Consider the following 19,443-nt stretch of genomic DNA (forward strand, 5'->3'; position numbering starts at 1 on the left):
CTAGGAGTACTAATTGATGAAAAAATGGCTATGTATTTTTACCCTTTTTTTAACAGCTTATAGTAGTAACATTGCGTTAAAAGACTCACTATTTTTGTTACCTGTAAAACAAATAACACCTATAGCTTCTGAAAGCGCGCCTATTCTTGTGCTAAAAACAGATTTGGCAGATTACTTGAACCAAGTTGGTTTAGTTTATCGGGTATCAGAAACACAGGTGATACAGGCACAACAGAATCGCTGGGCAGATAAAATTTCAGATCAAATATCACAACATCTAATCAATGATTTACGTACTAAACAGATAGTTTATTGGCCAGTTCAATTAGATTCGGCATTAGCATTAAATAATCAAACTCAGTTACTGGTACGCTTTTCTAAGTTTAATGGTGAATATACTGGAACGGCAGAATTAAGCGGAGAGTGGTTACTTATTGACGAGCAAGGAAAGCTTATCAATAGAGAGTATTTCCAAATAAATAAACCATTAAAAACAGAAGGGTACGAACAACTTGTGTTTTCTCTTTCTGAAGGTTTAGAGGAATTAGCGAGTACAATAGCAAGGCAATTTTAATATATCAATTTGAATAACCTGTCAGGTTTAAAGCCTCATACCCCTATGTTTGTTGAGTTAAATAAAATACTTAATAATAACAGCAGTAGCAAGGGAGTTGCTACTGCTAAGAGTGTGTTGAGATTGGTTATTCCCAACTTTGTTTTTTACGATAAATAGTAGAAGGGCTGACATCGAGTAAAGCTGTCGCCTTAGGAATATTTCCATCACAAAAGTTGATGGCCTGCTCAATCGTTTGTCGCTCGACATCCGCTAGTGGGCGAATATCCTCAATGCTATTAACCGCAAACTCCGTATTTACAACAGCAGGTACAGTGGTGTTATCAGCTACGGTATCTGTGGGTTGTAGGACGTTTAATGGAGCAGGAAGGTGCTCAAGTTTAACTGTCATACCATTATTTAAAACAACAATATTACGGATAATATTTTGTAACTCTCGTACATTACCTGGCCATTTATATTGTTGAATAAAGAGCTGTTGAACCTCGGGGGAAAAGGCATTGAACCCTTTATTTTCCTCTTGTGCGTAATTACGAAGAAAATCAGTAGCAATTTCTATAATATCTTGCTCTCTGTCGCGAAGAGGGGAGTTGTATTGGTAAAACGTGCAAGCGATAATAAAGGTCTTCACGGAATCTGCCCTTAGCAACATCTTCCAGGGGATTACGATTGGTGGCGCAAATAAAACGTATATCAACTGTTTCTAGTTTATTACTGCCAACTTTTTTAAAGGTCCCGGTTTGGATAAAGCGTAATAACTTAGTTTGTAAATCCGTATCCATTTCGCATATTTCATCTAAAAATAAACTACCACCATTAGCTTGTGACAGTCGCTCCCTGACGCTCACCAAAAGCACCAGTAAATGCGCCTTTAACATGGCCAAATATCTCACTTTCCATTAAATCGCGGGGAATAGCACCACAATTAATTGCTACAAAAGGCTTTTTAGCGCGAGGTCCCTGTGCATGGATCGCCTCGGCGCAGACTTCTTTACCAGTACCACTTTCACCGGTAATAAAAACCGAAGCTTTACTTGGTGCTGCGGCATCAATAATCCGGTAAACAGCTTGCATCGCTAAACTTGAGCCGATAAAACCGTGGTATTGATTACGTTTAAAGGTTTTTTGATAGTCATTAACTAAATGTTGTAAACGTGCGCGCTCGAGTAGATTGTTGACCGAGGTACGGAGTCGACTCGCAGTGACCGGTTTTTCAAGAAAGTCATTGGCGCCACTTCGCATCATATCAACCGCTACGTCCACTGAGCTATGGCCGGTAATAACAATCACAAAGCAGTTGAAGTTTTCTTTTTTCATCCAGTTAAGTAGTGCCAGACCATCCATGTCTGGTAATTTAAAGTCGAGTAACAACAAATCGGGAGGCGTTTGTTTAAAATAATCCTGCATTTCTGCGCCACTACTAACAATAGAGAGGTTGATTATTTCATTTTTTAAATACTGCTCATAAAGCCTAGCCTGTGGTGATGAATCTTCCACGATCAATACATTTGGTTTGTTACTCATCTGTGCTTCCTATTATTTATCCAAAGCCTTGCTCAGCACGAAGGGCTAATAAGCGAAATGATTCTTCTGCCACAGTAATCATTGTACCAGCTTGGGTAAATGCCTGTTGTGCTTGCTGTTGCTGGCAAAGGTGCTCTATATTACGCGCTAAATCATGTAGCTTGCTATTACCATGTGCAATAGCACTGCTGCCGATGGTATGAGTCTCAAACTCTAAAGTGCTAATGTCTTGTTTATCAATAGCTTCTTTAATGAGTTCCATACGTGCTTTACTGTCTTCAATATACAGTAACATTAATTCAGGTACTATCTCTGCACTGGTATCACGCACTAATTGTTGCAACACATTTTCACAAACGTAGGCATTATCACTATCATCCTCATTATTTAGCACTATTTCCTGTTTATTTTCCTTGACTGTTTTTGCTGTCCAACGAGCAATACAGTTTAATGTCGCGAGCCTATCAATTGGCTTACTTAAATAGTCATTCATCCCCGCATCTATAAAGCGCTCTTTATCTCCATTTAATGTATGTGCAGTTAGCGCAACAATAGCAATATTTCGCTCATCCCCTGGTAATTTTCGGATTTCTTGAGTTGCGGTCATGCCATCCATTTCAGGCATGGAAATATCCATCAGTACGATGTCGTATGGAAGATTACGCACTGCTTCAATTGCTTCATAGCCATTCGCGACCACATCAACTTGGAGGTCTGCAAATTCAAGAATACTCTTGATAACCATCTGATTAGCGGGATTATCTTCAGCAAGTAATATACGAGTATTCGCCGATGGTAGTTGATTTTGTAACTCTTGAGGAAAATCATCACCATTATGACTTACATCAGCCTTATCGAGTTTTACAGTAAACTCAAAAGTACTGCCTAGGCCAAGTTCACTGTTAATTGATATCTCGCCACCCATTAAGCTCACTAAGCGTTTACAGATAGCTAAACCAAGGCCTGGTTCCTTCATATTTTCTTGAGTGTGTTTGATCGACCATAGTAAATTCATCAAATAAAGAATCTTGATCGGCCTTATCAATACCTATCCCGGTATCTTTTACTTTACAACGCATGATTAAGCTTTGCTCATTCTGAGATTCAAGTTCAGCTGTTACTATGATACTGCCATGATTGGTAAATTTAATGGCATTATTGATTAAATTAATTAGTATCTGTTGTAAACGGGTGGGATCGCCTTGAGCGTATTGAGGTAAATCATCGCTCATAACTAGTTGCAAAATAATGGACTTTTTATTGGCCATGTTCGTCAGAAGTTCATTACAACTGAGTAATAGCTGGTGTAAATCAAACTGAGTATTTTCGAGTTTAAGTTTATCTATATCCATTTTGGTAAAGTCGAGAATATCATTGATAATGGTTAATAATAATTCTCCAGAATCTCGTCCGGTTTGTACCAGTTTCAGTTGTTGCTCTGTTAAGTTGGTATCTTTAAGTAATCCAAGAATACCGAGTATGGCATTCATTGGAGTGCGAATTTCATGACTCATAGAAGCAAGGAAATTACTTTTAGCTTCATTACTGATTTCTGCTTGCTGACGGGCTTTGCGTAAATTCTTTTCGTTTTCTTTTTGTTCGCTGATGTCCATGAAGTGAGCGATATAATGGGTGGTTTCTTGAGATTTATTTTTGACCGAGGAAATATTGATATATTCAGGATAAATCTCGCCATTTTTGCGTTTATTGTAAATTTCACCGCTCCATTGGCCGGTGCTAAGTAAAGTCGACCACATTTCTTGGTAGTATCTTTTCGGATGTTGTCCGGATGCTAATATACTAGGGCTTTTACCAACAACTTCTGAATCCTTATAACCAGTGATCATAGTGAATGCCTGATTGGCGCGGATAATAATTCCTTCTGCATCAGTGATAAAGATAGCATTACCTGAATCAAAGGTTTGTCGCGCGATCAGTAATTCACTTTCGGATTGTAAACGTGCGGAGATATCACGAATAAAAGCTGTAAATAGAAGGCCTTCTTCTGTTTCAATTGGCGCGATATTGATCTCAATTGGAAAGCAGTGGCCTGCTTTATGTTCAGCAGTTAACTCGATACGTTGGTTTAATACTGGGCCTACTTTGGTTTTTAGATACTTTTCCATGCCGTGATGATGGGCACTTCGCAGTGCTTCTGGGATAATAAAGTTAGCTAAATTTTGGCCTGCAATTTCTTCATAAGTCCAGCCAAAAGTTGATTCGGCAATTTTATTAAAATCGAGTACTTCGCCTCGTTCATTAATCGTGATGATGGCATCAAGAGAAGCATTGAGTATGGCTTCATTTTTGGCTTGATTACTATTAGCCAAAGCATTCATCTTTTTCTTCTTCTTCTTTGTTTTGTGATAATTGGTCGTGATTACGAGCTAAAGTTGAAGACATTTCATTAAAAGCACTAGCAAGTTCAGATATTTCATTATCACCGGAAACTGGTATCTGCAAACCTGGGCCTGATTTACTGATGTCTTGAGAGGCAACTTTTAGTTGTTGTAATTGTTTACTTAAATAGTTACCAAAAAGATTGAGAATATTACCACCAACAGTATTTCAAAGGTGGCAATCCAAAAGGCATCGAGTTTTGCTGATGATAATAAAGATTCAATAGATTGAGTTGAAATACCCATTTCTATAACGCCGTATAAAACACCAGCTTCTTTGATTTCAACACGCGTATCAAAAATATTATCTTCGATAACAGCAAGGCCCGTGTCTGGCTTATGAGGTGTTTTTAATATTTGCGGATCTCCACCTTCGACAAAAATATGTTGCGGGCTACTGATCCGGACATAGACAATATCTGGGGCTTTTAATATCTCGTCAACAAAACTCTCAAGAGTGGCAATATCGGTGGATAGTATTGAGTCTTTTACTGACTTAGCAAATAGAGTCGAAGTGGTTTCCGCTCGTTGCTGTAATTGTTGATCATTCGATGAAATAAGGAAGTTCATCACATTGACAATTAAAATGATCAGTAAAACGGATTGAATTAAAGCAATCCCAATAATGGTTTTTATCCTAAAACTCATAGTTAACTCATTTTATTAGTGGTTATTTAATATTTAAAGCACGTACATCATTCCAGTCACTATCTTTTCTGTCGCCTCGAAACCTTCACTATTAATCTTTTTTAAGATTGCCTTTCCGGTTGGGGTATCAGCTAATTCGATTAATGCTAGCTGTATTTCTTTTACAATTTCCGGTGGAAGTTTCGGGTTAATAGCAATTGCATGTGAAGTGTAACCTTTTGTTGTCCATAACACTTTCAATTTATTGTGTATTTTTGGGGAATATTATCAAAAGTACGCACAATACCGCCTCCCGCAGGATAAATTTCTTTGGCAACGCTGTAATAAACAGAGTCGTGAGAATTAACATAATTAGGGGTAAATTTAATCCCTTTATTATTTAACTCTGCTTGTGTAAGAAGAGTGGCGGCAAAGGCTACTGTAGAAGGAAAGGCTAGAGTACTTCCCTGTAAGTCTTCAATACTTGTAATTCCGCTCGTTTTAGCTGTAACAATGATACCCGTCGTTTGTTCATTGCTTGCCCTCGCAATCGCCTCATATCCATTAGATTTGTTAAAAGTTACGTAATGATGTGGATTCATATAAGAAATATCATACTCACCTTGGGCTAAGCGTTTTTCAAAGGTGAGAACATCTGGTGCGGTGGCAAAATGAATGTTGAATCCGGTTTGATTTCTAAGGTGGCTTATAATTGGTGTCCACAGTTGTGCAAGTTTACTTGCAGACTGTTGTGGCACTATTCCAAAGGAGAGACTTTCTTCGCCGTGGCTGTGAATACTCGGCAATAATAGTGCCAGGGCAAAAATAATGTTTTTCATGAAAACTCCTTGGATGATTTTAATCATTGTAACTAACTGATAGGTTGATGTTCAATTAACTTAGTGGATTTTTCTCCTAATCGTTCTAATGAAAAGGGTTTAAACATATAAGCACTTGCACCTAGTCGAAATGCATTTTCAGCATCTCCAATTTTACTGCGACTGGTGAGCATTAATACTGGGATATTTCTGGTTTTTGCTTTATTTTTAAGGATCGCTAATAGCTCAATACCTTGCACCCCGGAAGAGTCCAGTCTAGGATAATTAAATCTAAGGATTGTTTATTAGCCTGTTCAAGACCACTTTCTGCATTTTCAGCGAGTAATGTGGTGTAACCTCGGTGGTTGTTTAAATGAAAGGATACCTGACGTAATATGCTAGGGTCATCATCAATGATTAATACCTTTTTTTATTTTTAAAGAAAAACATTCTAATTCCTTATTTTTAATTAATTCAATCTTATTATTGATATTCTTTAGTTAAAGCTGATATTCAATTAATAACAGTAAAGTATCATCGCTTGGCTGGCCATTAGTGAGCCGATCAAAAATGGCCATAACCTGTTGTATTGACTGTTTAATAGATAAGTGGCGAGTATCATATAAGGCATCATAGATTTGCTGTAGTAAGCTATTGCGAGCGTTATTATCAGCGACAGACTCGAATAACCCATCGGTATAAAAGGCAAGTCGTTGGCCTTTTTTCAGTTGTAGAGAAGTATTTTCATACTCAACATCACTTAATAATCCAGGTAGCACACCTGTGCTTGGGATACTACAAACGCCATCGTCGCTGATCAGTAGTGGGGCGGGATGACCTGCACTGGCTAGATTTACCTGGCCATTATCAGTTAGTAGTGCTGAGCTACATGTTAAGGTTATTTGAGAGAGCAGTTGGTCATCGTAGGCACCGTTAGACACTTGAGTGAGTAGCTGAGCGGGATTTATCTCGTATTGCATTGCCTGAATTAAACCGTGCATATAACCACCATAGGCATGTGCAAAAAATTTAGCGCTATGATCATGTCCCATTATATCGGTTAATAGTAGCAGGGTATTTTTGGCAAAGTGTTTGTGTAATAAAAGATCTCCTCCCCGCCGCCCGTATTGCGGGTGGCTAATTGAAAGTGCCAAGCATTTATATTTTCAGGAGCACATGGTGTTAGTGATGCTGTAATCTTACTATCAAGGTGGTTACTGAGCTTTTGATAAACCTGTTTCGAGCGACTTAATACACGTTCAATGGTGAGCAATAGCTGGGGCTTGTTGACCGGTTTTATCAGATAATCATCAATACCTAACTCGGCGGCTTGCTCCTGTATCAGAGGTGCATCTTCGCCAGTTAAAAAGATAAAAGGGATTAACTGATTACTTGTTTGTTGGTTGATCTTTTTACGCAGAGTGAGGCCATTCATTTCCGGCATTCTAATATCAGAAATAACCAAATCAATATGTTGAGACTTTAATGAGTCCAGCGCTTGATAACCATTATTTGCAGTTAACACCCGAAAGTTGTTGCTAAGATAGGACTGATAAAGAAAACGTAAACTGTTGTTATCTTCAACAATTAAAACCGTTTTCTGCTTAATGGGTTCAGGAAAATACCAACGAAGCCTTAAGTGATTGGTATGATTTTCTTTATTTTGTCTATAGCTAAGCTCATCACTCTGAGAATGCAATAACGCGATACCACGACCGTCCTCTGCCTCAGTGAAGTTTAGTAGCAGATTATCATCAAGTTGTTGATTTGGGTCAAAGGGGCGTCCGTCATCAATAATATCCATGTACCAGCTGTTTTCATCGCAGGCAAAATCGAGCTTAATGTTTTGTACATCAGGCTGACCATGGATAACTAAATTAGTGAGTGCTTCTGAAATACACAATAGGATCCGCTGGCGTATTGTTAAACTGTTTACACTAAGATTAATCACAGCTTCAAGCTGGTGGCGAAACTCTCTTGGTGTACTTAGATCTGGTGGTGTTGTTGATTGCAGTTGCAATATATTCATGATCTAGATTTCCAGTTTTAAAAAGTTATTATTATTAATAAGACGTTTAAGGTAGCGACTTAGCCATGCGCATTTTGATTCTAATTTTTGAACTTCTCGTAATAACTCATTTTTTAAGGAGGGATTATTATAATCATTAAATACACAACCCAGCAGATCAACATGATTTGACTGTAATTTATTTACCGCACTTGTGACCATGGTTTCATTGGTTTGCCCTGCAAGCACAGTCAAAATGGCTCCATCACAGGCGCTGGCAATTCGCTCTGCAGGTATATTTTGGCCATTTATACGGTTCAATGGCGAAGTATCAAAAATCACAGTATCAAAGTCTTCTAACCATTCACTAATACATTGCTCGAGTACGCCGGGTTGACGTAATTTAATAATATCTTCGCGTTTAGTCGGGGCGCTGATCCCTGTAAGTGTGATCGGGTTATTGTCAATCGTCACCAGTTGTGGCGAAGGCAATACCTTGTTGCCTGAGAGCGAAGAAAGCTCACTGCAGGGTTTAATTGGTAACAGGTTATGTAATGCCGGGCGATAAAGGTTAAGGTCTACCAATAACGTTGAGTGTCCGGCAAGCAAATTACGTTGTGCTAAAGCCAAGGCAAGGCTAGTTACACCTTCGCCTGAATTGGCAGAACAAACTGCAATCGCTTTTCCCTGGCGGTTGAGAACTTGCGTATAAACCTGTTCAATTTCCATGTTTTGGTAAGGTATATTAGTCATAGGTTGCTCTTTTAATCAGTTTACAATAAGCCAAATAAGGCAACTAAGGTAGCGACTTGGAATATATCAGTCATTACTCCGCGGAATTTCTGATAGCCACTTTCGCTTCTAAAGGGAATATAAACCGTATCACCAGCTCGTAATACAGGCAGATCAGCAAAGCGGGCAGTACGACTAAACTTTTTAAGATCGAAACTACGTGCTTGGTCTTGGCAACAAGAAAGATTAACCACGTTAATATTTTCAATATGTGCATCACTTTTGGTGCCACCGGCCTCTGCAAGTAAATCTAATACAGTCATAGTATCGTCAAAGCGGTAACGGCCAGGTTTATTTACCGCACCAAGTACACGCACAGTACTTTCTTTAGATTGATCTAACCAAATTCTACTTTTTTCAGGGATATAGATAGTATCGCCAGTTTTAACATCTGGCAGTAAGCTATCATCGCCAGTTTCAAAGTACAGAGCGAGATCTAATTTACTTACCGCGCGCAAACGGTCATCACGATGATTGATGCGAATATTACGCAGATCAGCCTTATCTGTAGGACCATCTGCGAGCAGATAAGATATCTAAAAAGTGCATTTCGTTGGAAAACATATAACGACCAGGTGCGCCGACTTGACCAAAAATATAAATCGATTTATCAGAGGCCTGACGAACCCATTGCGCTTTATTATCGCTTGGGTCCTGGGGCAGGTCTTGAACCATGATGGTTGAGCCTGCTTTAATTCGTGGCAGGTATTGATCAGTCTGACCATTTTTAAGAAAAGCATTTAAATCAAAATTGTGAGTCTCGGCCAGACCATTACCCTGAGGTACAACAATTTCAATATTATTGGTATCAGCACGTTGTGTTGGCCCACCAACATGAGCAAGTAAATCTAGCAGTGACATTTCATCGGACCACTCGACACGGCCAGGACGAACAACCGAACCGAGTACACGAACCAGCACGATCAGGTGTTACTTTCAACCAAGATTTTTCATTCATATCGGTTTTTTCTGGTACAAATATCGCGTCACCAGCGGCAATATTAGGCAGTCGTTTTTGTGTGCGTCCTTCGGTATAAGCAGTTAAGTCGAAGGCAACAATACTACTGTCTGCTTTAATGATACGAATTTGTCGTGATTCCGCAAAACGTGTTGGTCCACCGGCATTTGCTAGAATATCCATAAAACCAACACCTTGTTTACTTTCGTAAGCGCCTGGCTTAGCAACTTCACCCATGACATAAACCATATGTGCGCCAGTTTTGATCTCTTCTTCTTGTTTAGGAACAAAAATGGTTGAACCAGGTTGCATCGCTGGCAGGTATTTTTGATCGCCACTGTCTAGGTATTCTTTAAGGTTAAATATCGCTGGTTGGCCTTGGCTAATGACACGGATTTTTTCAACACCAGCATAACGAGTGACGCCACCAGAGCCCATTAATAAATCCACAATATCCATTGATTCACGATAAGCGAAACTGCCTGGGCGGTTAACTTCTCCAAAGATTTTAATAGCTAGACTGTTATTTTCAGAGTCACCGGCATTAGCAAGATCGGATGGATTAAATTCAACTTCCACATTACCTGTCATAGGAGAAGCAGGAATAAATAATGTATCCATAGAACTTAAATTTGGTAACAGACTACGATCTCCGCTATCGAGGTATTTTTTATAGTTAAATACTTCGGTGTTATTATCACGGATCAACTGCATTCTATCGAGTTGTGCACCGGAGCGTAATCCGCCAGTCGCATGAATGGCCAACTGTATTGAAGCATCGGATTGCAGAGTATATTCACCAGGTGAATTCACATAACCATGAACATTAATAATGAGCTGTTTTTTCAGCAGGTATACACGCAGGCTTTGCAAATCAATAAAAGCCTTCGATAAGCGATCGCTGATCAATGTTTCAATCAGCCGCTACAGTCATGTCACTCACCATTACTTTACCGACCTCTGGTAACATAATTTGTCCTTGGCGATCAATTTCAAAGGGACCTTGAAAAGCATCTTCACCGGGTAAAAGGATTTGCAGAATATCTCCCTTTTGTACCTGATATTGAAGGTTATTGGCTTGAACTTGAAATGACATTAGGCTAACAAAAAATAAAAATAGATAGCGACTTAGCGACTGAATACTCATGATTAATCTGCCTTTTGAGTGGTGGTGTTAATTAGTTCGATACTGACACGTCGGTTGACCAATTGAACCTGAGCCTGCTCGCCATCAAATAACGGGTTACTATCGCCTTCACCTGCGATAACAATATTATTCGGACTTAAACCAAAAATTTGCAGGTAACGTTCGACCTGTTGAGCACGTTGCAAGGATAAAGATAAGTTGTTGCTTGCATCACCAGTAGTATCGGCGTGACCGGTTATTTTCAATTGATATTCAGGGTGATCTCGCAATAATTGAGCTACTTCAGCTAGTTGCCCGATATATCTCGGATTAAGCGGCGCTGAATCACGCACAAACTGATTATTGTTATTCAGTAGGTCATGAATAATCTGTTCATTTATTTTGCTTAATGGTGCTTGTTTGGACTGCACTTTTACAGGCTCTACATTTGCTTTGTTATCTACTTGATTAGGGACACAGGTACCCTGTAATTGCACATAATTAAGTCTGCGTTCAAGGCGTGCTAATTGGTCTCGCTGAATGATTAAATCGTTGCTTGCATCACCTTCTAAACCACCCTGTAACTCTCTTGCAATACGGTTTTTACGAATGTTGAGTGTATGTACTCGCTTGCAGGAAAACAGATTTTTGCACCCGCTAGAATCAAGTCGTCTAAATGCCTATTACTCAGTCGTTGCTCGAAGTACAAAGCATTTTCTAAACCTACTGGGTGATCAGGTATATTCATCAGGTGATGCTCTGCCATTCCGCCATGGCCTGGTTCTGCTTTGTGGCTACAACCCGCAGTTAACAGAGCAATGAAGGGAAGAATTAACAAGGTTGACTTACCCATAGCTGTGCTCCTGATGTTGTGTCATGTTGTTTGCATGGGTAAGTGGAATAGCACTATCGATGCGTAATAATTTCATTAATTCCTGTGGCTGTCCCTGAACACCAATGATTTCCAAAGTACGACCTTGCTCTTTTAGACGTTTGAATAAAAACACAATAGCGCCAATGCCCGATGAGTCGATAAAATTAATGTTATTGATATCAAGTAAGGTGTGGCTGTGTGTTTGTTGCGCGAGTGTTTCAAGTTCCTTGCGAATTTGACTACAACCAAGTGCGTCCATTTCACCACTTAATTGAACAATGAGATCGCCACTGGCATCGGTGATGTTTTTTATATCCATTATTAGCTCCTAATGCTTTAAATAATTTGCGCCTAGTTGCGCTATTTATTCCAGTTGAAGCATTTACTGTGCCAGTTTTTATTTATCTTTATTAACAGTTGGTTATGGTGTTTTTTGTGGTTTTTAGCCATTTGCGAAATGATGCATTTTGCAATTTGCAAATAGTTTCGCAAATAGAAAAGAGTTACTCAGGCATACCGAGAAGGGTTGTTATTAACAAATGGTCTGTGCCTCTGATTTGTTCTTGGGACTTATCAATTAAGATAAAATCGTCGCTGATCAAACAATGATCAATATAAGCACTGCTTAACCAGGTGATGAGAGGGTTATCCTGACGATAAGACCAACTTGGAATATAACCAAACAAATTACTGGTGTTGCTTAATAAACTTTGGTTTTGTAAACGCTTAAATTGCCAAGACCAAGGACTAGTGTTGAGATCTCCGATAATTATTTTATATTGCAGAGAAGAGTTAGCCACAAGTTGTGCAACACTATTGAGTTCTTTATTGCGTAATTGCCATAATTCAGCGTTTCTTGGTGAAACTGGATGTAATGCAAAAACCTGAACGGGGGTAGAGGTTTCTGGGCTTTGTATGATTGCCTCAATGACATGCCCTCCGCGATAGCCAAGGAAATGTAATTGATGTTCGACAATCGGCCAGCGCGAAAATAACACCAGTCCAGAGGGAGAAGGTGAACTATCGCTCGTGCCAACAGAATAAGGGTAGCTTTTGCTTAAACTTTGTATTTGTCTATGCCAATTATCACTTGCTTCCTGTAGTGCCAGCAGATCATATTCACTGCTATTAAGGCGTTCAAGTAATTGCTCGATATCGGGATTTTGGTAACGCAGATTAAGCTGGGCAATATTTAACAACTGTGTCGTTTCATGTGCTTGTGTATTGTTAACAAATTGACTTAGTGGTGGATAACTAAGCATCAGGCATGTGAGTAACGAAAAAATTAGTGCTTTGCGGATAATAAAAAAATTAACCGCAAGCATCAACAACGCCACTAAAGCCCATTGTAATTTCAGACTAAGTAAATTATCCAGCCACCAGTAGCCGTAATGAATCGGCATATAAGAGCAGATCACTACAGCTAATATCAGAACATTGATAAAATAAATTAAAGCATTCAAAACACCAAAAGGTTTATGCTTTTGTTGTTTAGCCATTACATTTTATGACCGTTAAAATAGTCCGGAAAAAAATCATAGTATCCGTTTTTAGCCATGATAAAGGTTGGCTAATGGCTAATGAATAAGCATGATCAAAGGCGAGTTTTTCATCAATATTATGAACAGTCGCCTTGATAACTTTGATTAACTTGAGCAAGGCCCGTCAAGCCAGGTAAAACATCGTATGTGCGCTCATTAAAAAACGGGCGTCTTTTTTCAATTTCACTGCTTAATTCTGGACGTTCGGGGCGAGGCCCAATTAAAGACATATCACCAATTAATACATTTAATAATTGTGGTGTTTCATCGAAACGGGTTTTGCGTAAAAAGCGTCCAACAGGGGTAATACGTGGATCGTCTTCACCTGCTAACTGAGCAACACCATTAGCTTCTGCATCTGTGAACATAGTACGAAACTTAATGATAGTAAATAACTTATTCTGGGTTGTTTTTGAGCGTCCTAGACGGGTTTGCTTATAAAAAACTGGGCCTTTGCTATCAAGCTTAATGGCCAGCGCCAAGAAAGGTAATAATGGCAATAACATCAGTAATGCTAAGCTAGCAAAAATAATATCAAATATGCGCTTGTTAAATTTAACTACCGGAGGCACATAGCTGGTTATTGGCGAAAGTGATTGTGTATTATGCATTTTGTTGTCCTTAGTTTTTTAAATTTATTTATTATTAGTATTTTGTTCTGTTAGTGATTAGCTTTTTTCCAATGACCTTTATCTAAGCGCAATATATAACGGACGGTACCAATAGCGCTGGCGACGTGTCCGCTAACTAAATAACCAAGTAATTTACAGAGACGGTTGCTTGGTGATGGTTTATATAATAATTGCCAGATAGCTAGTAAATAAGCGCTAACTTGCAGGGCTGCTAAGGCTAAAAATACCCAGTACTCAAAAGCTAAAACTAAACTACCGAATAGGGCTATCAGCATTAAAAATGGCATCATCACACGTAATCCTTTTCCTGAAAGAAAAGCAAAAGCGACGCGTCCATAACGAGGTAAAAATAGATGTTTAAGTCTTACTATTTGTTGAAAATTTCCCGCGGCTATGCGACGGCGACGTTGCTGATCTTGCTGATCGCTGGACTTTTCTAGTTCTAGGGCATTAATCTCGGCCTCATAAGCGACTTGATAACCGGCGACGACGATTTGCATCGGTAAAATAAAGTCATCATTAATCGTATCGCTGGCTAGAGGTGTAAATAAGTGGCGACGAAATACATAAAAGGCTCCGTGAGCGCCAAGTGTAGAGCTCAGTCGTCGCTTCGCTACGTTTTATTTTGCTTTGATAATGCCAATAGGCTTGTTCACCTTCACTGCCTGCGGTTTGCAGTTGATAATGACCATTTAATACGCCCACCTTAGGATCTTTAAAGCGAAAAGTCGCTAGTAGTAAAGCATCAATAGAGAGCAAAGCAGAAGTATCACTCAAAGCAACCAGATCGCAGTTTAGTTGTGCAATTTGCTCATTGAGCACTGCCACCTTGCCTCGATTCTCGATAAAATTATGAATAGTAATTTCTAGATCTTGGCACTCCGGCTCATTAGCTGTCGCACAGGCAATATTATAAGTATTATCACTGCAACCATCACAGGCGATAACCACTTGTAAACGTTGCGCTGGGTAATCAAGGGATGCGAGATTACGTATCTTCTCTGCAATCCATTGCGCTTCATTATAAGCCGGTACCACAACGGCGACTTTAGGTAGCTGTTGATCACTTGGCGATTGCTGATATTTGCGAGTTGCATTTGGCGTTGCATTTTGCGGATTCTTTTTATCAAACCATCGCAAAATAAGTGGATAGCCGAGGTGATGATAAATGACCAGTAAGCCACTAATAATGGTTAGGCTGATCAGAAATAGGTGACTCATGTTAAGCTCCTTGCCCCACTGGGGTACGTAGATCGCGATAGGCGTTTGCCATCACTCGAACATCGCCCTGTGCTTTAATGTGCTTACGTGGTTTCATTGCACATGGCTGATGCGACATACTGAGCAATTCCTGTGCCATCTTCTCGCTATTATTAGCAATGACAAATTTTCCACTATCAGGGCATAAAGTTTCCTTCGCGCCACCGACATCCGTTACTAGGGTAGCAATGTCACAGGCCTGTGCTTCAAGAGGTGAAAGAGGAAAGCCTTCATTTAATGAGGGTAAACAAAACACATCTAATGCTTGATAAAATTCAGGCATAGAGTCGATATGACCGAGAAAATGCACTCGCTTTTGTAATCCTGGTTCGCTCACTAGCTGTTTAAGCTTTTCTTCCATGCTACCACTGCCAGCTAAGGCTAAATGGGTATCATTAGGAAGTTTAGCGAGAGCCTCAATCAAGATGGCTTGTCCTTTGACTTTTTCAAGTCGACCACTGCAACCGATAATCTTTACATTATTAGGCAGTTTTAGTCGATCACGCGCGCTATCGCTATTACCAGGAATAAAATATTCACTATCGATACCATTGCGGATAACAGTGATTGGCTGATCACAGTTAAGTTGCTCTTGCATATTAATCGCAACAGTCTGTGCATCAGCGACCAAAGTAGGGCGGGTGATTTTGACTGCCCAACGCTGTAATCGACGTCGTTTAGAATCTTGTAAATGCCAAGCATCATGCTCGGTATGGATAAAGTGTTTTACTCCTGAAATACGGGTCGCTAAACCAGCATAGAGTAATGGGCCAATATGATGGCTATGCACCGTTTGCGCGCCACTTTGTTTGATAATTTTGACTAATTGTGAGACCAAACTAGGGCGTAATCCTGGTTGCTTATCTAAAAAGATTAATTGCGCGCGCATTGCTTCTAATCTTGGCCAGGCCTTAAGTGCTTGCTCTAGTGTGCCTTCAAGACTAACAATTAATACTCTTTCATCGGCATGGTTAAAGTTACATAGATCCAATGCTAAGGTTTCAATACCACCAGGGCGCAGATGCTGGACAATTTGCAGTACGGTGTTCATAAAAAATCTCCTGATTCTCGGGGAACAATATAGGGAATACGGCTTAAAACTGGTGTGCCGGTGATTCTTTGTAAGTGCTCTCGCGTAAATACGCGGTTATCACTCACTTCTAAAATAATTGCGAGTCCACAACCAAGAAATAACCCACCAAGCACTCCGCTAATGATAAAAAGCAACAAAGGTTTATTGTTTGGCGATGAAGGGGTAAAGGGACGGTCAATGACCTTGATTCGTTTATCTTGCTCAAATACGCCAAGTGATGCGGTGATATTGGCTTTTTCAAAACGCAATAGTATATCGTCGTAAAGATCGCGCTTAATAACCAGGTCTCGTTGTAGTTTAGATAATTCGCTGGCATTTTTACCGTAGCTAGACATTTGTCTTTCAAGGGTATTGATCAGCTTTTTCAAACTGGCTATTTCATCACTTAGCCCTTCCACTTTGGCACTGGTTTCCTGCATTGTTTCAAGTTGCGAAATAAGCAGTGGTTGCGACTCTGGATCATCGCCAGATTGATAATTATTGCCAATCACCCAAAGTTCTTCGAGGCTCAGGCTTTGCTCGTTGCCTCCAATAAGTTGCTGACGTTCCTGTTCAAGGCGTCGCAATTTTTTTACGGCACTGATTACCGCGCTATGCTCCTCGGTATAACGACCACGAAGTAATGCAAGATCACCCTGTAAACGAATAATTTTCTCTTCAATGACACCTACAATCGGATTACTTTTTGATAGTCGCTGATTCAAGCCTCCAAGGCTTCTTGTCGCACCAGCTAACTCAGATTGACGTTCAGCTAAGCGCTGTTTAAGTTTAGATAAACGGCTAATATTACTCAGATGCAACTCTGGTAATTCGGTCGCATTTTGCTCAACAAAAAGGGCCATGGCGCGTTCTGCTTTATCTAATTGCAATTGCCTATTTTGTAAATGCTCACCAAGAAACGTACTTGAATCTTGCATTGAAGATCGTTCCGGTGCTAACACTTGGGCAACAAATTGTTTGCTGACTGACTCAAGCATCTCCTTCATGCCTGTTGGATCATTCGCACGATAATCGATACGTATAAGATCTTTACCAAGCATGGCAATGGTTAATGAGTTAGATAATTGAGCAATGATCTGATCCTGTTGTGCTTGCACTTGTTTGCTCATCAACCAAGCCTCTTTCCTGGGCAACCGCAGTTAAAATATGGCGACTATGAAGCAAGGTTTTTAAGGCGCTAATACGCTCCTTTAGCATCGCAGAAACCGCTAAGTCTTCTAAGAAAGGATTTAGCTTAGCGGTTTCTTGGATCAGCATGCTGGTATGTGCCGCATAGTTTTTAGGACTTAAAATACTTAATGCGATGACAAACAATGGCAAAATTAAAATCGGGATGATAATCGGATAACGACGTCGCCAAGCACCTGCAAGAATCAGGTAAATACGCATATTCAAACTGCTCATAATGCCTCCAACCAGCTATCAACCTGCGTTGCACGAGCTTTCCAGCTATGATCGCGAACAATGCTTTGTAATGCGCCTGTAAAATCAGGTAATTGACTAACATGTTCACTGGCGCGAAGTGCACAAACCATTGCACTACTGCTGTTGGCTATTTGTACTAACCCCGGATGTGGCAAAGCCTCTACTGCAGGGAATGAGGTGCTGATAATCGGACGGCCAGTCGCTAGGTACTCGCTAAGTTTTAACGGGTTGCAAGCACGGATCTGGGCATTATCTACAAAGGGCAATAATGAAGCAGTCCAATGTTGACTGTAGGCGGGTAATTGCTGATGGCTACGCGGGCCTAAAAAAGTAACGTTATCAAAAGCCTGCAAACTAGAGATATCCACTACTGCGGTGCCGATAAATACAAAATGCCAGTTGCGCATTTGTGCGATAGTATCAGTCAACAGTTGTATATCAAGCCACTCGGAAATACTGCCATAAAAACCAGCAATAGGGCGACCATCATTCGGTAAATCTGTTGCACGTGGCACTGGGGTAGTAAACAGATCATAATCCACACCATGTGGTAAAAATTGGGTCTTTTGCGCCTCACTACGAGCTATAAGTGCAGGGCTGGATGCTAAAATCAAGTCTGCTTTTATTAATAATTCTTGCTCACGCAGAGCAACTGTATGATGATCTACTCCCGCTAAACCAGAGAAATCATCACCACAGTAATAGATAAGTGCAGATTCATTAAGATGACCAGCCATATCAACTGCTGTTGGCAATGATGTCCAAAGTAGTGGTGAGTTTAGTTGTTGTTTTTTAACTTTTGGTCGAATTTGTAATAACAACAATTTCACTGCTAACCAGCGAGTAAATTTGTTGCGTGGTGCTGGTAGAGTTCGTGGCGCAAGGATTTGCAAGTTATCCTGAAGTGACTCCTTTAATGGCTGTGACTGCATTTGTTGAGCACTGCGACAAGTGAGTTTATTTATACAACGTTTAAAGTCACGTAGGCTTAATGTCGGGCGACGCAGTCCAATAGAGTTTATCCATAATACTTTGCGTGTTTCGGCTAGGTGCCTAATAAGATGTTGGGTGCTACTTGGCAAGCCTCCCAATCTTCACCAAATACAATTAAATCCTGGCTCATATTAGTTTTTCTCCTGTGAACGGCTTTGCTCTTCGTGACTAAGTGAACGAATAACACGAGCAGGAATACCACCTGCGAGAACCATAGGAGGAATATCTTTGCTTACCACACTACCGGCGAGAATAATGCTACCTGTACCTATTCGCACACCTGCCATTACTGATACACCCGTGGCTAACCAAACATCTTTTTCTAAAATAATATCGCCAACTTGATCATCTGTTTCCGGCAAACCCAGTGCGCGATCCTTTGCATCTAAGGGTGGCCTGGATAACCGGCGAGTAAAGCACGTCCTGCAATGCGTACGTTATCTTCAATAATTACTTTACTGCCCACCGCAATGGTAGTCATCCAACCAATATCGACATTATTGGCAATGCTTAAACAGGGCGTTGTCTCACTGCAACTGCGACCCGTGAAGGTAGATTGCCCAGATACCCGGCAGTTGTTACCTAAGCTGATGTTCAAGGGGCCACTGATATAAGGCAGACCACTATATAAATAAAGTTGATTGCCAACTTCAGTTACTCGGCCTTTAAAAAGAGGCGTCCAAAAAATATGCGGGTAAGGCTTTCCCAAAAATTATTGAGAGATTTATATATCAAATAAGCTGGTGTGAATAAAAAACGCGGTGCTGGCAACTGAAAATAAAGAATTGCTTTAATGACA

21 protein-coding genes and 4 pseudogenes are annotated in these 19,443 nt (G+C 40.1%); 1 reads left to right on the plus strand and 24 read right to left on the minus strand.

Going from position 1 to position 19,443, the window contains the following annotated elements; genetic code table 11:
• Positions 1–16: 16 nt before the first annotated feature.
• Positions 17–574: a membrane integrity-associated transporter subunit PqiC gene (locus ACLKMH_RS09555; protein ID WP_413701761.1), complete on the plus strand. Its 558-nt coding sequence runs from the start codon at positions 17–19 to the stop codon at positions 572–574.
• Positions 575–701: 127 nt separating this feature from the next.
• Here the strand turns inward: ACLKMH_RS09555 and ACLKMH_RS09560 are convergent.
• From ACLKMH_RS09560 to ACLKMH_RS09675, 24 genes and pseudogenes are all read right to left on the minus strand, one after another.
• Positions 702–2,098: pseudogene (locus ACLKMH_RS09560) on the minus strand (sigma-54-dependent transcriptional regulator).
• A gap of 16 nt (positions 2,099–2,114) precedes the next feature.
• Positions 2,115–3,074, minus strand: a complete 960-nt coding sequence (locus tag ACLKMH_RS09565) for a response regulator (protein ID WP_413701762.1) — start codon at positions 3,072–3,074, stop codon at positions 2,115–2,117.
• The gene (locus ACLKMH_RS09570) at positions 3,040–4,437 is read right to left on the minus strand and encodes a PAS domain S-box protein (RefSeq protein ID WP_413701763.1); all 1,398 of its coding nucleotides are present in this window, start codon (positions 4,435–4,437) and stop codon (positions 3,040–3,042) included. The genes ACLKMH_RS09565 and ACLKMH_RS09570 overlap by 35 nt, the downstream gene beginning before the upstream one ends.
• Complete coding sequence (locus ACLKMH_RS09575; RefSeq protein ID WP_413702303.1) at positions 4,421–4,648, minus strand: HAMP domain-containing protein; 228 nt, start codon at positions 4,646–4,648, stop codon at positions 4,421–4,423. The genes ACLKMH_RS09570 and ACLKMH_RS09575 overlap by 17 nt, the downstream gene beginning before the upstream one ends.
• The gene (locus ACLKMH_RS09580) at positions 4,621–5,145 is read right to left on the minus strand and encodes a hypothetical protein (protein WP_413701764.1); all 525 of its coding nucleotides are present in this window, start codon (positions 5,143–5,145) and stop codon (positions 4,621–4,623) included. Before ACLKMH_RS09580 ends, ACLKMH_RS09575 begins: the two co-directional genes overlap by 28 nt.
• 33 nt (positions 5,146–5,178) lie before the next feature.
• A pseudogene (locus ACLKMH_RS09585) lies at positions 5,179–5,990 on the minus strand (phosphate/phosphite/phosphonate ABC transporter substrate-binding protein).
• Positions 5,991–5,995: 5 nt separating this feature from the next.
• Positions 5,996–6,360, minus strand: a pseudogene (locus ACLKMH_RS09590) (response regulator).
• An 82-nt stretch (positions 6,361–6,442) separates the two neighbouring features.
• On the minus strand, positions 6,443–6,994 hold the full coding sequence (locus ACLKMH_RS09595; protein WP_413701765.1) for a PP2C family protein-serine/threonine phosphatase: 552 nt from the start codon (positions 6,992–6,994) through the stop codon (positions 6,443–6,445).
• Between the two features lie 8 nt (positions 6,995–7,002).
• A complete protein-coding gene (locus ACLKMH_RS09600) occupies positions 7,003–7,971 on the minus strand; it encodes a response regulator (RefSeq protein ID WP_413701766.1) in 969 nt (322 codons plus the stop codon).
• A gap of 3 nt (positions 7,972–7,974) precedes the next feature.
• Positions 7,975–8,703: a tyrosine-protein kinase family protein gene (locus ACLKMH_RS09605; protein WP_413701767.1), complete on the minus strand. Its 729-nt coding sequence runs from the start codon at positions 8,701–8,703 to the stop codon at positions 7,975–7,977.
• A gap of 20 nt (positions 8,704–8,723) precedes the next feature.
• Positions 8,724–10,796: pseudogene (locus ACLKMH_RS09610) on the minus strand (SLBB domain-containing protein).
• A 53-nt stretch (positions 10,797–10,849) separates the two neighbouring features.
• Positions 10,850–11,323, minus strand: a complete 474-nt coding sequence (locus ACLKMH_RS09615; protein ID WP_413701768.1) for an OmpA family protein — start codon at positions 11,321–11,323, stop codon at positions 10,850–10,852.
• A 71-nt stretch (positions 11,324–11,394) separates the two neighbouring features.
• Positions 11,395–11,679 (minus strand): hypothetical protein, encoded by a 285-nt coding sequence (locus tag ACLKMH_RS09620; RefSeq protein ID WP_413701769.1) that lies wholly within the window; start codon positions 11,677–11,679, stop codon positions 11,395–11,397.
• Positions 11,672–12,019: an STAS domain-containing protein gene (locus tag ACLKMH_RS09625; protein ID WP_413701770.1), complete on the minus strand. Its 348-nt coding sequence runs from the start codon at positions 12,017–12,019 to the stop codon at positions 11,672–11,674. The genes ACLKMH_RS09620 and ACLKMH_RS09625 overlap by 8 nt, the downstream gene beginning before the upstream one ends.
• A gap of 184 nt (positions 12,020–12,203) precedes the next feature.
• Positions 12,204–13,199, minus strand: a complete 996-nt coding sequence (locus ACLKMH_RS09630) for an endonuclease/exonuclease/phosphatase family protein (RefSeq protein ID WP_413701771.1) — start codon at positions 13,197–13,199, stop codon at positions 12,204–12,206.
• Between the two features lie 119 nt (positions 13,200–13,318).
• A complete protein-coding gene (locus ACLKMH_RS09635) occupies positions 13,319–13,852 on the minus strand; it encodes a sugar transferase (protein WP_413701772.1) in 534 nt (177 codons plus the stop codon).
• Between the two features lie 50 nt (positions 13,853–13,902).
• A complete protein-coding gene (locus ACLKMH_RS09640) occupies positions 13,903–14,373 on the minus strand; it encodes a hypothetical protein (protein WP_413701773.1) in 471 nt (156 codons plus the stop codon).
• A 19-nt stretch (positions 14,374–14,392) separates the two neighbouring features.
• Positions 14,393–15,094, minus strand: a complete 702-nt coding sequence (locus ACLKMH_RS09645; protein WP_413701774.1) for a glycosyltransferase — start codon at positions 15,092–15,094, stop codon at positions 14,393–14,395.
• Position 15,095: 1 nt separating this feature from the next.
• Positions 15,096–16,184 carry a glycosyltransferase gene (locus ACLKMH_RS09650; RefSeq protein ID WP_413701775.1) on the minus strand — a complete coding sequence of 363 codons (1,089 nt, stop codon included), beginning with the start codon at positions 16,182–16,184 and terminating at the stop codon, positions 15,096–15,098.
• Positions 16,181–17,335 (minus strand): GumC family protein, encoded by a 1,155-nt coding sequence (locus ACLKMH_RS09655; protein ID WP_413701776.1) that lies wholly within the window; start codon positions 17,333–17,335, stop codon positions 16,181–16,183. The genes ACLKMH_RS09650 and ACLKMH_RS09655 overlap by 4 nt, the downstream gene beginning before the upstream one ends.
• Positions 17,283–17,630 carry a hypothetical protein gene (locus ACLKMH_RS09660; protein WP_413701777.1) on the minus strand — a complete coding sequence of 116 codons (348 nt, stop codon included), beginning with the start codon at positions 17,628–17,630 and terminating at the stop codon, positions 17,283–17,285. Before ACLKMH_RS09660 ends, ACLKMH_RS09655 begins: the two co-directional genes overlap by 53 nt.
• A complete protein-coding gene (locus ACLKMH_RS09665) occupies positions 17,627–18,733 on the minus strand; it encodes a glycosyltransferase (RefSeq protein WP_413701778.1) in 1,107 nt (368 codons plus the stop codon). The genes ACLKMH_RS09660 and ACLKMH_RS09665 overlap by 4 nt, the downstream gene beginning before the upstream one ends.
• 42 nt (positions 18,734–18,775) lie before the next feature.
• Entirely contained in the window at positions 18,776–19,006 is a 231-nt protein-coding gene (locus tag ACLKMH_RS09670) for an acyltransferase (RefSeq protein ID WP_413701779.1), read from the minus strand.
• 23 nt (positions 19,007–19,029) lie between these two features.
• A complete protein-coding gene (locus tag ACLKMH_RS09675) occupies positions 19,030–19,353 on the minus strand; it encodes a hypothetical protein (RefSeq protein WP_413701780.1) in 324 nt (107 codons plus the stop codon).
• Positions 19,354–19,443 lie beyond the last annotated feature (90 nt).

Origin of the sequence: Psychromonas sp. KJ10-10 (genome assembly GCF_047323245.1) — a bacterium.
Taxonomy (GTDB): Bacteria; Pseudomonadota; Gammaproteobacteria; order Enterobacterales; family Psychromonadaceae; genus Psychromonas.

Bases quoted from the DNA above. Each gene is read 5' to 3' on its own strand.
- ACLKMH_RS09555 (WP_413701761.1), top strand. From the start codon at position 17: ATGAAAAAATGGCTATGTATTTTTACCCTTTTTTTAACAGCTTATAGT.
- ACLKMH_RS09565 (WP_413701762.1), bottom strand. From the start codon at position 3,074: ATGAAGGAACCAGGCCTTGGTTTAGCTATCTGTAAACGCTTAGTGAGC.
- ACLKMH_RS09570 (WP_413701763.1), bottom strand. From the start codon at position 4,437: ATGAATGCTTTGGCTAATAGTAATCAAGCCAAAAATGAAGCCATACTC.
- ACLKMH_RS09580 (WP_413701764.1), bottom strand. From the start codon at position 5,145: ATGAGTTTTAGGATAAAAACCATTATTGGGATTGCTTTAATTCAATCC.
- ACLKMH_RS09595 (WP_413701765.1), bottom strand. From the start codon at position 6,994: ATGGGACATGATCATAGCGCTAAATTTTTTGCACATGCCTATGGTGGT.
- ACLKMH_RS09600 (WP_413701766.1), bottom strand. From the start codon at position 7,971: ATGAATATATTGCAACTGCAATCAACAACACCACCAGATCTAAGTACA.
- ACLKMH_RS09605 (WP_413701767.1), bottom strand. From the start codon at position 8,703: ATGACTAATATACCTTACCAAAACATGGAAATTGAACAGGTTTATACG.
- ACLKMH_RS09620 (WP_413701769.1), bottom strand. From the start codon at position 11,679: ATGGGTAAGTCAACCTTGTTAATTCTTCCCTTCATTGCTCTGTTAACT.
- ACLKMH_RS09625 (WP_413701770.1), bottom strand. From the start codon at position 12,019: ATGGATATAAAAAACATCACCGATGCCAGTGGCGATCTCATTGTTCAA.
- ACLKMH_RS09630 (WP_413701771.1), bottom strand. From the start codon at position 13,199: ATGGCTAAACAACAAAAGCATAAACCTTTTGGTGTTTTGAATGCTTTA.
- ACLKMH_RS09635 (WP_413701772.1), bottom strand. From the start codon at position 13,852: ATGCATAATACACAATCACTTTCGCCAATAACCAGCTATGTGCCTCCG.
- ACLKMH_RS09640 (WP_413701773.1), bottom strand. From the start codon at position 14,373: ATGCAAATCGTCGTCGCCGGTTATCAAGTCGCTTATGAGGCCGAGATT.
- ACLKMH_RS09645 (WP_413701774.1), bottom strand. From the start codon at position 15,094: ATGAGTCACCTATTTCTGATCAGCCTAACCATTATTAGTGGCTTACTG.
- ACLKMH_RS09650 (WP_413701775.1), bottom strand. From the start codon at position 16,184: ATGAACACCGTACTGCAAATTGTCCAGCATCTGCGCCCTGGTGGTATT.
- ACLKMH_RS09655 (WP_413701776.1), bottom strand. From the start codon at position 17,335: ATGAGCAAACAAGTGCAAGCACAACAGGATCAGATCATTGCTCAATTA.
- ACLKMH_RS09660 (WP_413701777.1), bottom strand. From the start codon at position 17,630: ATGAGCAGTTTGAATATGCGTATTTACCTGATTCTTGCAGGTGCTTGG.